This window comes from Mesorhizobium sp. Root102 (assembly GCF_001425625.1).
Taxonomy (GTDB): Bacteria; Pseudomonadota; Alphaproteobacteria; order Rhizobiales; family Rhizobiaceae; genus Mesorhizobium.
In genome coordinates this window covers 218,132-232,741 of record NZ_LMCP01000023.1, presented here as the reverse complement: position 1 = coordinate 232,741, position 14,610 = coordinate 218,132, and the positions used below count along the sequence as shown (strand labels likewise).

14 protein-coding genes are annotated in these 14,610 nt (G+C 63.6%); 10 read left to right on the top strand and 4 right to left on the bottom strand.

All coding sequences use genetic code 11. The annotated features are described in order from the left end of the window. The first annotated feature begins 163 nt into the window (after positions 1–163). Entirely contained in the window at positions 164–1,861 is a 1,698-nt protein-coding gene (gene rpsA, locus ASD12_RS19700) for a 30S ribosomal protein S1 (protein WP_056589690.1), read from the top strand. A 117-nt stretch (positions 1,862–1,978) separates the two neighbouring features. Here rpsA and ASD12_RS19695 read toward each other — a convergent pair whose 3' ends face one another. The 3 genes from ASD12_RS19695 to ASD12_RS19685 all read right to left on the bottom strand — a co-directional run bounded on the left by ASD12_RS19695 (position 1,979) and on the right by ASD12_RS19685 (position 5,322). Continuing rightward, positions 1,979–2,686, bottom strand: coding sequence for an SDR family NAD(P)-dependent oxidoreductase (locus ASD12_RS19695; RefSeq protein WP_056589688.1), 708 nt, complete (start codon positions 2,684–2,686; stop codon positions 1,979–1,981). Between the two features lie 189 nt (positions 2,687–2,875). Then, entirely contained in the window at positions 2,876–4,477 is a 1,602-nt protein-coding gene (locus ASD12_RS19690; RefSeq protein WP_056589684.1) for a 5-guanidino-2-oxopentanoate decarboxylase, read from the bottom strand. Then, a complete protein-coding gene (locus ASD12_RS19685; RefSeq protein ID WP_056589681.1) occupies positions 4,474–5,322 on the bottom strand; it encodes an arginine deiminase family protein in 849 nt (282 codons plus the stop codon). Before ASD12_RS19685 ends, ASD12_RS19690 begins: the two co-directional genes overlap by 4 nt. A gap of 220 nt (positions 5,323–5,542) precedes the next feature. Between ASD12_RS19685 and ASD12_RS19680 the strand changes: the two genes are divergently transcribed. From ASD12_RS19680 to ASD12_RS19645, 8 genes are all read left to right on the top strand, one after another. Continuing rightward, positions 5,543–6,355, top strand: a complete 813-nt coding sequence (locus ASD12_RS19680) for an ABC transporter ATP-binding protein (protein WP_056590143.1) — start codon at positions 5,543–5,545, stop codon at positions 6,353–6,355. A gap of 54 nt (positions 6,356–6,409) precedes the next feature. Next, positions 6,410–7,210 carry a transporter substrate-binding domain-containing protein gene (locus ASD12_RS19675; RefSeq protein ID WP_056589677.1) on the top strand — a complete coding sequence of 267 codons (801 nt, stop codon included), beginning with the start codon at positions 6,410–6,412 and terminating at the stop codon, positions 7,208–7,210. 206 nt (positions 7,211–7,416) lie between these two features. Continuing rightward, positions 7,417–8,082 (top strand): ABC transporter permease, encoded by a 666-nt coding sequence (locus ASD12_RS19670; RefSeq protein WP_056590140.1) that lies wholly within the window; start codon positions 7,417–7,419, stop codon positions 8,080–8,082. After that, a complete protein-coding gene (locus tag ASD12_RS19665) occupies positions 8,082–8,891 on the top strand; it encodes an ABC transporter permease (RefSeq protein ID WP_056589674.1) in 810 nt (269 codons plus the stop codon). Before ASD12_RS19670 ends, ASD12_RS19665 begins: the two co-directional genes overlap by 1 nt. Before the next feature lie 86 nt (positions 8,892–8,977). Then, positions 8,978–9,979, top strand: coding sequence for an Ldh family oxidoreductase (locus tag ASD12_RS19660; RefSeq protein WP_056589671.1), 1,002 nt, complete (start codon positions 8,978–8,980; stop codon positions 9,977–9,979). Positions 9,980–10,223: 244 nt separating this feature from the next. Further along, a complete protein-coding gene (locus ASD12_RS19655) occupies positions 10,224–10,505 on the top strand; it encodes a hypothetical protein (RefSeq protein WP_056589668.1) in 282 nt (93 codons plus the stop codon). Between the two features lie 195 nt (positions 10,506–10,700). Beyond that, positions 10,701–11,153, top strand: coding sequence for a DoxX family protein (locus ASD12_RS19650; protein WP_056589665.1), 453 nt, complete (start codon positions 10,701–10,703; stop codon positions 11,151–11,153). Between the two features lie 104 nt (positions 11,154–11,257). Further along, positions 11,258–12,235 carry a complex I NDUFA9 subunit family protein gene (locus ASD12_RS19645; protein WP_056589662.1) on the top strand — a complete coding sequence of 326 codons (978 nt, stop codon included), beginning with the start codon at positions 11,258–11,260 and terminating at the stop codon, positions 12,233–12,235. Positions 12,236–12,384: 149 nt separating this feature from the next. Here ASD12_RS19645 and ASD12_RS19640 read toward each other — a convergent pair whose 3' ends face one another. After that, on the bottom strand, positions 12,385–13,761 hold the full coding sequence (locus ASD12_RS19640; RefSeq protein ID WP_056589659.1) for a cytochrome P450: 1,377 nt from the start codon (positions 13,759–13,761) through the stop codon (positions 12,385–12,387). 211 nt (positions 13,762–13,972) lie between these two features. Here ASD12_RS19640 and ASD12_RS19635 point away from each other — a divergent pair, with 211 nt between their 5' ends. After that, positions 13,973–14,542: an NADPH-dependent FMN reductase gene (locus ASD12_RS19635; protein WP_056589655.1), complete on the top strand. Its 570-nt coding sequence runs from the start codon at positions 13,973–13,975 to the stop codon at positions 14,540–14,542. The last annotated feature ends 68 nt before the right edge of the window (positions 14,543–14,610 follow it).

Below are 14,610 nucleotides of genomic sequence, written 5' to 3'. Positions count from 1 at the left end.
ACCCATATCGGGCACGAACCAGCCTGCCAGCATTCTTCATGCGCCGGAAATTGCCGCTTAAGAGCGGCCCAGGGCTTTTGTAGCCCGGAACGCCGGCAGGCCAACGCAACGCTAACCCACGGCGCCCGTCCCGCTTGAGATGCGGGGCACTCCAGGAGAAACAATGTCAGCTGCAAATCCCACTCGCGATGATTTCGCGAGCCTGCTCGAAGAATCTTTTACCGCCGGCCATTCCGGCGAAGGCCAGGTCGTCAAGGGCATCATCACCGCCATTGAAAAAGACATGGCCATCATCGACGTCGGCCTCAAGGTCGAAGGCCGCGTGCCGCTGAAGGAATTCGGCGTCAAGGGCAAGGACACGACGCTGAAGGTCGGCGACACGGTCGAAGTCTATGTCGAGCGCATCGAAAACGCGCTTGGCGAAGCGATGCTCAGCCGTGAGAAGGCCCGCCGCGAAGAGAGCTGGGTCCGTCTCGAAGAGAAGTTCACCAAGGGTGAGCGCGTCGAAGGCGTCATCTTCAACCAGGTCAAGGGCGGCTTCACGGTCGACCTCGACGGCGCCGTGGCCTTCCTGCCGCGCAGCCAGGTCGATATCCGCCCGATCCGCGATGTCTCCCCGCTGATGCACAACCCGCAGCCCTTCGAGATCCTCAAGATGGATCGCCGCCGCGGCAACATCGTGGTGTCGCGCCGTACCGTGCTTGAGGAGAGCCGCGCCGAACAGCGTTCGGAAATCGTGCAGAACCTCGAAGAAGGCCAGGTTGTCGAAGGCGTCGTCAAGAACATCACCGATTACGGTGCGTTCGTCGACCTCGGCGGCATCGACGGCCTGCTGCATGTCACCGACATGGCATGGCGCCGCGTCAACCATCCGACCGAAATCCTCAACATCGGTCAGACGGTCAAGGTGCAGATCATCCGCATCAACCAGGAAACCCACCGCATCTCGCTCGGCATGAAGCAGCTCGAGAGCGATCCGTGGTCCGAGATCGGCACCAAGTTCCCGATCGGCAAGAAGATCAAGGGCACCGTCACCAACATCACCGACTACGGCGCGTTCGTCGAGCTGGAGCCGGGCATCGAGGGTCTCATCCACGTTTCGGAAATGTCGTGGACGAAGAAGAACGTGCATCCCGGCAAGATCCTGTCGACGACCCAGGAAGTCGACGTGGTGGTGCTCGAGGTCGATCCGGCCAAGCGCCGCATCTCACTCGGCCTCAAGCAGACGCTCGAGAATCCGTGGCAGGCTTTCGCCTCGAGCCATCCGGTCGGCAGCCAGGTCGAGGGCGAGGTCAAGAACAAGACCGAGTTCGGCCTGTTCATCGGCCTCGAAGGCGACGTGGACGGCATGGTGCACCTTTCCGACCTCGACTGGACCCGTCCGGGCGAGCAGGTCATCGAAGAGTACAATCGCGGCGACATGGTCAAGGCGCAGGTGCTCGACGTCGACATCGACAAGGAGCGCATCTCGCTCGGCATCAAGCAGCTGGCCAAGGATTCGGTCGGCGAAGCGGCGACTTCGGGCGAACTGCGCAAGAACGCGGTCGTCACCTGTGAAGTCATCGGCGTCAAAGATGGCGGTCTGGAAGTGCGGCTGGTCGACAGCGGCATCGAAACCTTCATCAAGCGCTCCGATCTGAGCCGTGACCGCGACGAGCAGCGCCCCGAGCGCTTCAGCGTCGGCCAGAAGGTCGATGCTCGCGTCATCGCCTTCGACAAGAAGACCCGCAAGCTGCAGGTCTCGATCAAGGCGCTGGAAATCGCCGAAGAGAAGGAAGCCGTCGCTCAGTACGGTTCGACCGACTCCGGCGCTTCGCTGGGCGATATCCTGGGTGCCGCGCTGAAGAAGCAGGGCAGCTAAGCCCTTTGCACCGCGAAGCCCTTCGCATAGCGAAGTCCTTCGCACAGGCTCGAAAACAAAACCCCGCCGGAGCGATCCGGCGGGGTTTTTCTTTGACCGACGTGAAAGGTTGGAAGGTTACGCCCGCCCGTAAAGCGGCACCAGCGTGCCGCTCATCGCCTGATTGGCCGGCGAGGCAAGGTAGGCGATGGCCTCGGCGGCGGCCTCGAGGCTGACCCATTTGGTGGCATCGGCATCCGGCATATCGGCGCGGTTTGCCGGCGTGTCGAGCGTCGACGGGGCCACGGCATTGACCAGGATGCCCTTGTGCTTCAGTTCCTCGGCCATCGCCACCGTCATGGCCGCGACCGCCGCCTTGCTGGCCGCGTAGGCGACCGAACCGGCGCCCCTGCGCGGTTCCAGCGCCGCCCGTGCAGCGATGTTGACGATGCGGCCTGCCGTGCCTGACGACAGCATCGAACGGACCGCGGCGCGGCAGCACAGGAAGGCAGTGCGTGCATTGGTGTCCATCATCTCGGCAAAGGACGCCGACTCGATCTTTTCCACAGGTGCCGAGGTGAAGCCACCGGCCAGGTGGATCGAGCCCCACAAGCCTGGCACCTGGCTGTAAAACGCCTCGACCTTGGCGGAGTCCGAGAGATCGACATTGTGCACCAGCTTGACACGGTCATGCGCGGTGAAGGGGAAATGCGCTGGTGCGGCGGCATGGGCATTGGGCACATGGCAGATCGCGCCGTCACTCAGCAGTTTGCCGACAACCGCACCGCCGAGCGCACCGGTTCCGCCGGTCACGACGATATGCTTGCCTTCAAGTGTTTCCGTCATCTTGGACGCTCCTGTCATTTTTTTATCGTTAGGTCGTTTCTTATGCCACGCCCACGCGAAGCGTCGCGCCTTTCGCACCTTCACTCAATTGAAATCTCGACATGGCAGTTGTCGCGTCTTTGCATGCATCCGCCTACCCGCCAGCCGTGGCTCAGGCCCAGCGAGGCGGGAAATACGCAGCACCGATCTTCAGTCAACCGTGATTTCGATGACGCGCGGCAGGCCGGTCGCCCGCGCGCGTTTCAGCGCGTCCGCCAGACCATCGATATCGGCAAGCCGTTCTGCGCCGATGCCATAGGCTTGCGCCAGCTTGCAGAAATCCGGCGGCGCCGGTGATACGCCGACTGGCTCGACGCCAACATCGAGCATCGAGGTTTCGATCTCGCGGTAGCCTCTGTTGTTCCAGACGACGAAGATAACCGGTGCCTGGGCATCGAGTGCGGCGCCCAGTTCCGGCAGCGTGAACTGGAAGCCGCCGTCGCCGGTCAGGCAGACGACCGGCGCATCTGGCATTGCAAGGGCGGCGCCGATCGCCGCCGGCGGGCCATAGCCGAGCGCGCCGAAGCCGGTGGCGGCATTGAACCAGCCGCCCGGCCGGTCATGGTCGTAGTAGAGGTTGGCGGCATAGATCGGCTGCGTCGAATCGCCGACAATGAGCGCGCCCGGCAAAGCGTCGCGAATCATCTCGACGGCGCGGACCTGCGCCTGCAGTGTCGGATTGAGCTCGGCAAAGGCTGCTTTTCGTGTGGCAGCGGCGCGCGACGGGCCGCCCTCGCTTGCCGGGACATGGCCGGTTTCCAGAAGCAGCGCTTCGAGCGCCTCCGCGCAATCGGCTTGGAGCGAAACCGTCGCCGGGCGGCGGGCAAGCTGGTCGGCGCCGATATCGATGCGGATCAGATTGGCGGGCAGGACGAAGCCGCCATCGCTGTAGCCGTCGTAATCGGTCGGGCCGAATTCGGTGCCGGCGGCAATGACCAAATCGGCGTCGGCCATCAGCGCCCGCACTGCCTTCAGGCTGGGACTGGCCGGCACGCAAAGCGGATGCCCATGCAGCAGGCCGCGCGCATTGGCGGTCTGGACGACCGGTGCTCCCAGCCGTTCTGCCAGACGCCGCAATGGCGCTTCGGCGCGTTTGGCGCCGCCGCCGACCAGGATCAGCGGGCGGCGCGCGGCACTGATGAGTTTGGCAGCGCTGGCAATTGCAGCAGCTCCCGGCGCGGGTGGCGTCACATTGCTCAGCATGGCAGCGATGCCGTCAGCCGGCTTGACCATGACGTCGGTCGGGATCTCGATATGCACCGGGCCGGGCCGGGCCGATGAAAACAGGGCGAAGGCCTGCGCCAGGGCACCGGGCAATTCGCTGGCTTTGGTAACGCGCTGCGAAAACAGCGCCACCTTCTCCATCATGCCGCGCTGGTCGGGGAGTTCGTGAAGAAAACCCAGCCCCTTGCCCAGCGTCGGCATGGCGTTGACGCCGGAGATGACAAGCATCGGCACCGAATCGGCGCGGGCCTGCCCCATGGCGGTGATGGTGTTGGTCAGCCCCGGCCCGGTGATGACAAACGCGACGCCTGGTCTGCCGCTGGCGCGCGCATAGCCATCGGCCATGAAGCCGGCCCCCTGTTCGTGGCGGGGCGTGACATGGCGGATTTTGGAGCGCGCCAGCCCGCGGTAGAGTTCGACCGTGTGCACGCCGGGAATGCCGAAGACCGTGTCGACGCCATGAGCTTCGAGCAGCGAAATGAGCGCCTCGCCGACGGTGGTTCCAATGGTGGTCCCAGTGATGGTCATTGGCGCAGCATCGGCCGCGTCAGGCAGGTCGGGCCGCCCTCGCAGGCGATGCAGAGCGCATCCGCCTCGAAGGTGGAAACCGCGCAGCCGGCCGCCTGCATGGCAGCCGCCGTCCTGCGAAAGCCGGCGACGGCGATGACCTGGCGCGGCGCGGTCGGCAGCACGTTGAGGCTAAGCCCGTTGGAAGCGAAGAACTCGTCGGCATCGCCCTCGACCAGCTTGATGCCGCGCCCCCGCAGCAACTGGTAGAAGGCAGCCGGCAGCAAGGGCGCGTAGACCAGCGCCAGATCGTCGGCGAGCGGACTGATCACCGACATCAGATGCAGGCAGGCTTCCTCTCCGTGCCAGAGCGGCAGATCGAAGCCAAAAACCGAAATGCCCTTGGGCGAAAGCAGGTTTGAAAGCTGCTGGATGCCGTCCTGATTGGTGCGCACGCCGCGGCCGACGGCCAGCGTGTTTGCATCGACCCAGACGCAGTCGCCGCCTTCCACCTGGCCAGGGCTTTCGAGGCGGCCAAGGATAGGAATGCCCATGCGTTTGTAGGCTGCTTCGTGCAGGCCAGGCTCGGCCCGGCGCAGCGCCTTGCCCATCGAGAGAATGATCGCGCCATGATCGGTCATCAGCGACGGATCATGGGTGAAGACGGAATCGGCCAGCCCGTCATCGGCATCCGTCAACCATTCGATCTCGGCGCCGGAAGCCGCGACCATGCCGGTCAACTGCTCATGCTGGGCTGCGGCCTTTTGCGGATCGAAACCCGGACCATAGTGCCATTCCTGTGCCCTGGCATGACGCATGGCGCTGGCGGCGGACCGCATCAGCACGCGTTTCAGGGGTCCGGCCATGGACTGCGACCCGTATGATTTGCCCACTAAATTCTCCCGAACCGTCCGTTGCCGCCACTAACCACTACAGCAAGCTGTGATCAATAGTCCAAAAACCATGGTTGACGGAGGCAAGCGGAACGGTCCATCTTGAGAATGGGAACTCTGTCCAGTGACGGTTAATGGGTAAAAGATACCAGCAGCGACGGGCTCGACCGCTCCGCGGAGCATCAAAGGGATGATGGCGCAAGGCGCCGTACCCGCATTGAAACACACGGCGCAGGACGGCGCCGCCGAAGCCATCCATGTCGAGAACCTGCACAAGAGATTCGGTGAATTGCATGTGCTGAAGGGCGTCTCGCTGTCGGCGCGCGACGGCGAGGTCATCGCCATCATCGGCGGCTCAGGCTCGGGCAAATCGACACTGCTGCGTTGCATCAACTGCCTGGAAAACCCGACCAGCGGCATCATCCGCGTCAATGGCGAGGAGATCAAGCTCAAGGCCGACAGCCATGGCCACACGGTTCCGGCCGACCGCAAGCAGATCGAGCGCATCCGCTCCAAGCTCGGCATGGTGTTTCAGAACTTCAATCTATGGAGCCACATGACGCTGATCGAAAACGTCATCGAGGTTCCCGTGCATGTGCTTGGCATCAACCGCGATGTGGCGATCAGCGAGGCGGAAAAGCTGCTCGCCCGCGTGGGGCTGGCCGAAAAACGCGACGTCTATCCGGCCTATCTGTCGGGCGGCCAGCAGCAGCGCGCCGCGATCGCCCGGGCACTGGCCATCAATCCGCGCGTCATGCTGTTCGACGAGCCGACCTCGGCGCTCGATCCCGAGCTGGTCGGCGAGGTGTTGAAAGTGATCGGCGACCTGGCGCGCGAAGGCCGCACCATGGTGCTGGTGACGCACGAGATGAAGTTCGCCCGCGAGGTCGCGACGCATGTCGTCTATCTCTACAATGGATTGGTCGAGGAAGAAGGACCGCCCGAGCAGATCTTCGGCGCGCCCAGATCCGAAAGGCTGAAGCAGTTCATCCGCAACATCGGCTAGGACAGGCCGGGACGGAAGAAAACCGGGAACCAACAACAAACTGGGAGTCGTGAAATGAAGACTGTTCTGAAGACATTCGCCGCAGCGCTGCTGCTCGGCGTCGCCGCCATGGGTGTGGCCAAGGCCGATCCGGTCAAGATCGGCGTCGCCGCCGAGCCCTATCCGCCCTTCACCTCGCCGGACGCTTCCGGCAAATGGGTCGGCTGGGAGATCGATTTCATCGACGCGGTGTGCGCCGAAGAGAAGCTTGATTGCGTCATCACCCCGGTTGCCTGGGACGGCATCATTCCGGCGCTGACGACCAAGAAGATCGACCTCATCGTCTCCTCTATGTCGATCACCGCCGAACGCGAGAAGACGATCGACTTCTCGGACAAGTACTATAACACCCCGACCGCGATCATCGGCCCGAAGGACCAGAAATTCGGCTCCGCGCCGGACGACCTCAAGGGCAAGATCGTCGGCGTGCAGGTTTCGACGGTGCATGCCGTCTACGCCAAGAAGCACTTTGGCAGCACAGCCTCCGAGATCAAGGAATACCAGACCCAAGACGAAGCCAACAACGATCTTGCCGCCGGCCGCCTCGATGCGGTGCAGGCCGATTCCATCGCGCTTGGCGAATTCCTCAAGTCGGACCAGGGCAAGGCCTGCTGCGACCTGAAGGGCATGGTCGCTCCGGACGACGAGGTGCTCGGGCCGGGCGTTGGCGCCGGTGTACGCAAGGAGGACACCGAGCTGAAGGGCAAAATCAACGCCGGCATCAAGGCCATCCGCGCCAACGGCAAATATGACGAAATCTCGAAGAAGTATTTTGACTTCGACATTTACGGCGGCGGCGGCGCGCAGTCGAACTGACGATCCTCGCATGAGCTGTGGGGCATGGCGCCGATGCCATGCCTCTCCTGCCCGATCTTTCCCAGGCATGTTTGCCGCCGACGCAGCCGTCGGCGGTTAGAGCCAGCAATCCGGGGGCGACGCTGATCGACGCACTTCTTTCGGCCTCGGCGGCCGGCATCATCGAACTTCTCTCGCCCAATCCGCCGGGCTGGGGCGGGACCCTTATGGTTGGGCTGCTCCACTCGATCGAGATCGCGCTGGGCGCCACCTGCCTCGGTCTTCTGATCGGCACCGGCGGCGCCTATGGCAAGCTCTATGGCGGCCCGGTGGTGCGCGATCTGCTGGCGGTCTACACCACCATCGTGCGCGCCGTGCCCGAACTGGTGCTGATCCTGCTGCTCTATTATGCCGGGACCGACCTGATCAACCAGGCGCTGACGGCAATGGGTTACCAGCGTGTCGACATCAGCGGCCTTGCCGCCGGCATCGCCGTGCTCGGCTTTGTCCAGGGCGCCTATTCGACCGAGGTGATACGCGGCGCGATCCTGGCCATTCCGCAAGGCCAGATCGAAGCGGCCCGCGCCTATGGCATGTCTCCCGGCCTGCTTTTGCGGCGCATCACCTTGCCGGCAATGCTGCCCTTCGCCATACCGGGCCTCGCTAATCTCTGGCTGATCGCCACCAAGGACACCGCGCTGCTGGCGGTCGTCGGTTTCTACGAACTGGCGCTGGCAACGCGGCAGGCCGCCGGTGTCACCAAAGCCTATTTCACCTTCTTTTTCGCAGCAGGCGTGCTCTACCTGCTGCTCTCGCTGTTTTCCAATCTCATCATCGGCCGGGTCGAGGCCTGGTCGCGGCGCGGCATGCCTTCGCTCAAGGATGCGCGCTGATGGCCAATGAGGCGGCCATCATCAACGCCGTCGCGCGAACGTCGCTGTGGCTGCAGCCGCACCGCATCGTGCTGATCCTGATCGCACTCGGCCTGGTTCTGTCGGCGGCCTTTTTCATGCGCTGGGACTGGCTGCCGCAATATTATGAAATGGGATTGATCGGCATCTGGCGCTCGCTGTGGATCCTGGCCGTCACCTGCGTGCTGGGCTTCCTGCTGGCCGTGCCGCTGGGGTTGGCGCAGGCCACCGGCTCCTTCTGGTTCGCCGCGCCCGCCAAGGTGTTCTGCACGGTGATCCGGGGCACGCCGCTGCTGATCCAGCTGTGGCTGCTCTATTACGGCCTGGGCTCGCTGTTTCCGCAATATCCGTGGATCCGCGAATCCTGGATGTGGCCGTATCTCAGGCAAGCCTGGCCCTATGGCGTGCTGGCGTTGACCTTGTCTTTCGCCGGCTATGAGGGCGAGGTGATGCGCGGTGCCTTCGCCGGCGTGCCCAAGGGGCAACTGGAGGCCGCCCGCGCGTTCGGCATGAGCCGATGGAAGACGTTCCGGCGCATCTGGCTGCCGCAAGCCATCTACCGGGCGCTGCCGACGCTGACCGGCGAGACCGTGCTGCAATTGAAGTCGACGCCGCTGGTGGCGACGATCAGCGTCATCGACATCTTCGCCGTTTCGTCCAAGGTGCGGCAGGACACCTACCTCACCTACGAGCCCTTGCTGCTGCTGGCGCTAATCTACATGACGATCACCGGTATTCTGGTCCTCGCCCTCGGCAGGATCGAAGCCCGGATCCCCAACAAGATCGGCTAGTGAGTTAGGGAATAGCGAATAGTAAGCGCCCGCTATTTCCGCTACTCCCTACTCGCTATTCGCTATTCGCTTAGGAACTCATTGCGATGCAACTCAGTCTCGACCAGGCAAAAGGACTGTGCCGGATGGCGGCACTTGGCGCCGGCGCCAATGAGGAAGCGGCGCAATCGCTCACTGCTTCGATCGTCGCCGCCGAGGCAGAAGGGCTTTCCTCCGTCGGACTGTCGCATTTCATCGATTATCTCGAGGCGCTGGAAGCCGGACGCATCGACGGCAATGCCGACCCGGTGATCACCCGGCCGGCGCTGGCGGTCTATCTCTCCGATGCACGCGGCGGGCTGGCGCATACCGGCTTCGACCGCACCATCGACGACCTCGCCAAGGCGGCAAAACTTTTCGGCGTCGCCATCTTCTCGCAAAAGAACGCCTATACATGCGGCGCACTCGGCTATTTCACCGGGCGGCTGGCGGCACTGGGACTGGTGTCTTTCGCAGCCACCAACGGCCCGGCCGTGCTTGCCGGCTCGGGCTCGATCAAGCCGGTCTACTGCACCAATCCGATGTCGTTTGCGGCACCCGCGGCCGACGGCGCGCCGCTGGTCATCGACCAGTCGTCGAGCGCCACCGCTTTCGTCAACATCCGCAAGGCGGCCGAGGACGGCAAGACAATCCCAGAGGGCTGGGCGCTGGACGCCAGCGGCAACCCGACCACCGATCCGGCCGCCGCCATGAAGGGCGCGATGCTTGCCTTCGGCGGCCAGCGCGGCGCCAACATCGCGTTGATGGTCGAGGTGCTGGCGGCGGGCCTGTCGGGCGCCAACTGGTCGCTCGACGCGCCATGGTTCAGCGGCGGGCCGGACAGCCCCGGCACCGGGCTGTTCGTGCTTGCCGTCGAGCCCAAGCTGCTCGACCCGGATTTCGAGCAGCGGATGAAGGACCAGCTCGACCGGCTGCGGCGGCGCTTCGGCGTGCATGTACCTGGCCGGGCTCGCGCAGAGGCCGCCGAGAAGGCGCAAGCGCGCGGCATCACCGCATCCAAGGCGGTGGTGCAGCGCATTTCCGAATTTGCCGCCCGCTACTCTTCCTGATTATTCCGTTAGACATCAGATAGTTATCTGGAACCTGCCCGCCTGAGGCGCGGCGCGGTGCGATTTTCTTTGCGCGCCGCTGAACCTTTCCGCGCCTTGCTGCGACACAGCTTTGTCCAAGGCAAGGCGAGCTTGCCCGATCCACACCGAGGGAAGCAGCAAACCGAAAAGCGAAAGCCTGTTTCACGCAAAGGATGGTCCTTTGCACCTCGGAGAACTCAACCCAAATCAAAAGGAAATTATCATGACCAACACCAAGATCACCATGCTGACCGCCGTCCTTCTGCTCGGCTCGTTCATGGGTGCCACACAGGCAGCCAGTCTGAAGGCCGCGCCGATCAAGCCGTCCAGCCCGGGCGTCATCACCGCCCCGAGCGGCGGCGCCACCGAGGATCATTACTGCAAGAACGGCCACGCGAAATTCGCCAGCTGCAGCGCCGATTTCATCGCAGCCTGCAAGAAGGTTGGCGGCACCATGTCGGATGTTCAGGGCTGGGGTGGGCGTACTTGCTTCACGCCCTCCTGATACCGTCTCAGGTCAGGCCGCTCCGTCGGCCCCTGACTTCGCATGGATGTCACCCGGAAAACCCCGCTTCGGCGGGGTTTTCTGCGTTTCGTCTTCGCAACGATAAAACATTCGAATTTTTGTCAACTTTTGTTTATTTGACTTCGCCCGACCTGACCGGCCGTCTGCGCTGATTGAGCAAACAGAGGAGCTATAATGTCGGCAAGCACGGACAATCCCCGCAACAGCCTTGTCATCCCGGCCCTTGGCAGGTTCTACGCAGCCTTGCATGATGGTGCGGAAACCGTTCTTCGCGTCGTCGCCGGTGCGTTTCTCACCATCCATGGCTCGCAGAAGATCACCAATCCTTTCGGCGCCGCCGAGATGGTCGAGGGTCTCGGCTTTTATCCGGGCGCCTTGTGGTCTTTGCTGCTGGCCTGCACAGAATTCTTCGGCGGTATTTTCATCGCCATCGGGTTTTTGACGCGGCCGGCCGCCTTTGCCGGCCTGTTCGTGCTGCTGGTCACGGTCTGGTTCCACCTGATAACCATGGGCCAGGGCATTTCGGGCGCGGAAAAGTCGCTGCTGTGGGCGGCAATCCTGCTCTTCTTCGTCATTCGCGGCGGCAACCGCCATTCGATCGACGCCCACATGGGCAAGGCGTTCTGACAAGGCCAAACAAGGGCGGCAGCGACGACGCGTCGCCCTTTGCCTTTGGCGCGAAACGGATTATGAAACGGCTTCAGCCAAGCTTGCGAGCGCCGGAGCCAGCCATGACCGAAATCCTGCAGACCCCAAAGCTCGTCGTCGTCTTTGGCGGATCGGGCTTTGTCGGCCGCCATGTCGTGCGCGCACTGGCCAAGCGCGGCTATCGCATCCGCGTCGCCTGCCGGCGGCCCGACCTCGCCGGGCATCTGCAGCCGCTTGGCAATGTCGGCCAGATCCAGCCGGTGCAGGCCAATGTGCGCGTGCGCTGGTCGGTCGACCGCGCCGTTCAGGGCGCCGACCATGTCGTCAATCTGGTCGCCATCCTGCATGAGAGCGGCCGGCAGAAATTCCCCGCCGTCCACGAGTTCGGCGCCCGCGCCGTGGCCGAAGCGGCCCGTTCTGTCGGCGCCGGCCTCACCCATGTCTCGGCGCTAGGCGCGGATGCGGACTCCGAATCGGACTACGCGCGCACCAAGGCGCTTGGCGAAAAGGCCGTACTGGAGACGATCAAGGACGCGGTCATCTTTCGTCCGTCGGTCAACTTTGGGCCAGAGGACGAATTCTTCAACCGCTTCGCCAACATGGCGCGCTATTCGCCGGTGCTGCCGCTGATCGGTGGCGGCCAAACCAAGTTCCAGCCGGTCTATGTCGGCGACGTCGCCGAAGCGGTGGCGCGCTCGGTCGACGGCAAGGTCGATGGCGGCCAGATCTATGAACTCGGCGGGCCGAAGGTGCTCACCTTCAAGGAATGCATGGAAGAGCTGCTTGAGGTGATCGAGCGCAAGCGCCTGCTGGTGCCGGTGCCGTGGTGGGTGGCCAACATCCAGGCCTCGATCCTCGGCCTCTTGCCCAATCCGCTGCTGACCAAGGACCAGGTGATGCAGCTGCGCGAGCACAACATCGTCTCGGACGCGGCCGCCAAGGCCAACAGGACGCTTGCCGGCCTCGGCATCCAGCCGCAATCGATCGCGACGATCCTGCCCAGCTACCTCTGGCGCTACCGCGCCGCCGGCCAGTTCCAGCAACGCAAGCCTGCTGCCTGAGTCTGTGCAAACGCCCAAGGGCGTGGTGAGATTCGGGTCAGGCCGAGTAGAGAATGGTGGCTTCCGAGAACCGGAACGGAGTGTACTTTTGGTACGTGAGTACCGGAAGCTCAGGAAGCCATCGTTCGCAGGCCGGCATCACCTGAATATCAGCGTACCTGACGGGGCGTGACCTGCATCGGCAGACCGCCTTGCGGCTGCGTGGTCAGTTTCTGCACCGGCCAGGGTTTCGTTTCGGCCGTGGTGTCGAAGCGGAAGCGCGACAGCATGATCGCCAGCGCGATGATCGCCTCCTGCATGGCGAAACTGGCGCCGATGCAGACGCGCGGGCCCGCGCCAAACGGCAGATACTGGAAGCGATCGATCTTTTCGCGATTTCCCGGATGGAACCGCTCCGGCAGGAAGGCATCCGGCCGATCCCAAAGCTTCCTGTGGCGATGGACGACCCAAGGCATCACCAGAACCGCCGCGTGCTTCGGGATATAAAGATCCTTCCACATTTCCGGCTCGATCGGCTCGCGGTTGATCGACGGTGCCGGCGGATAGAGCCTGAGCGCTTCGTCGAAAGCCGCACGCGTGAACGGCATGGCGTCCAGCCATTTCGTCGGATCGGACTCACGCGCCAGCACCTGGTCGATCTCCTGTTCGACCCGGTTGCGCTCCCACGGCGATTCCGCAAGGCAATACAGCGTCCAGCCCAGCGCGCGCGCCGTCGTCTCATGGCCGGCGCCGATGAAGGTGATGATGTTGTCCTCGACCTCGGCCCGCGTCAGTCCCTCCGGCCCCTCGGCCTTCAGCAGCAGCGTCAGGAAATCCTGCGGCACGGCATCGGGATCGCGTTTGAATTTCCCTTCGCGCATCTTGACCGTGTCGGTGACGATCTTGCGAAAATAGGCCATGGTCTTGCGGCCGCGGATGCGGGTCAGTCGCGGCAGCCAGTCGGGCGCGCGCAACAGGTCGAGCGGGTCGACGCGGCCCATGGTCTCGAACAGGCGATCGATTTCGTTGGCGAAACTGCCGGGCTGTCCAGCGATCTCATCGGAGAACAGCGTCTCGGCCAGGATGTCGTAGGTGAGCAGCGTCATGTCATGGGCGATATCAGACGTGCCGCCGTCTTCGTAACGGGTGACGAATTCCTGCGTGCGCCGGAGCATCGGCTGGGCAAAGCCGAAGATGTGGCGCGGCGTGAACACAGGAGCCATCGCCTTGCGCGACCGCTTCCAGACCTCGCCCTCGGCGGTCAGCAGGCCGTCGCGCAGGATCGGCCGCAGGATCTTCTGGCGCACCGTCGCCATCTTGTAATTCTTGGCGTTATCGACCAGCACGTGGCGGATCAGGCCGGGATCGTTGGCAACGATCAGATGTCCACCGACGCCACTCGCCGAAACCCAGGGCTCGTTGTAGGTATGCTCGCCCCACAGTTCGAGCGGGTTGCGGTAGACGATGCGGATCATCTCCAGCGTGGAGGGCGGCGTCGTGCGCGGCTTCGGCGCCGGGGGGACGAAGGGGGCGGGCTGGATGTCCATGGGCTGCTCCGCTGATACACCAATGTAGTGGCTCGCAATCCCGGCGTCCATGTGACCGTACGGCAGGCACGAACCGTGCAACCCGGGACCTCGCGGCAGACAGTCTGTTCAGGCGATTGTGACCGCCGCCCTGGCGGTGTCGCCTTGTTCGCGGCCGTGCTCTGCCGTAGGTCTCGGTCACCAACAGATACCGCCAACGAAGGAGCCCGCCTTGAAGCACCAGCTGAATATCATCATCGGCAGCACGCGGCCGGGCCGCGCCGGACCGGTTTTTGCCGAGTGGCTGGAGAGGTTCGCGCGCGAGCACGGGAAATTCGAGCCTGTACTGACCGACATCGATACGTTCAAGCTTCCGGTGCTGGACGAACCGCACCATCCAAGGCTTGGCAACTACCAGAACGATCATACCAAAGCCTGGTCCAAGGCGATCGATGCCGCCGATGCCTTCGTGTTCGTGGCGCCGGAATACAATTATTTCGTGGCGCCGGCGATCGTCAACGCGATCGACTATCTCTCGCGCGAATGGAAGTACAAAGCCGCCGCCATTTTCAGCTATGGCGGCGTCTCCGGCGGCCTGCGTGCGGCGCAAGCGCTGAAGCCGCTGCTGACCTCGGTGGGTATCATGCCAATCTCGGAAGGCGTCGCGCTGCCGATGTATCAGAAACTGCTCGACGAGAACGGCGCTTTCAACGCCAGCGAACAGGTGCAGGTCGGAGCCAAAACCATGCTCGACGAGCTGTTGCGCTGGAGCGAGGCCCTGAAGCCGATGCGGGCTGCCTGAAAGCGCTGGTTTTCCGCCAAAAGCCCGGCTTGCTCATGCCATAAAGAGGTGGAATGTTCGCGCAAATG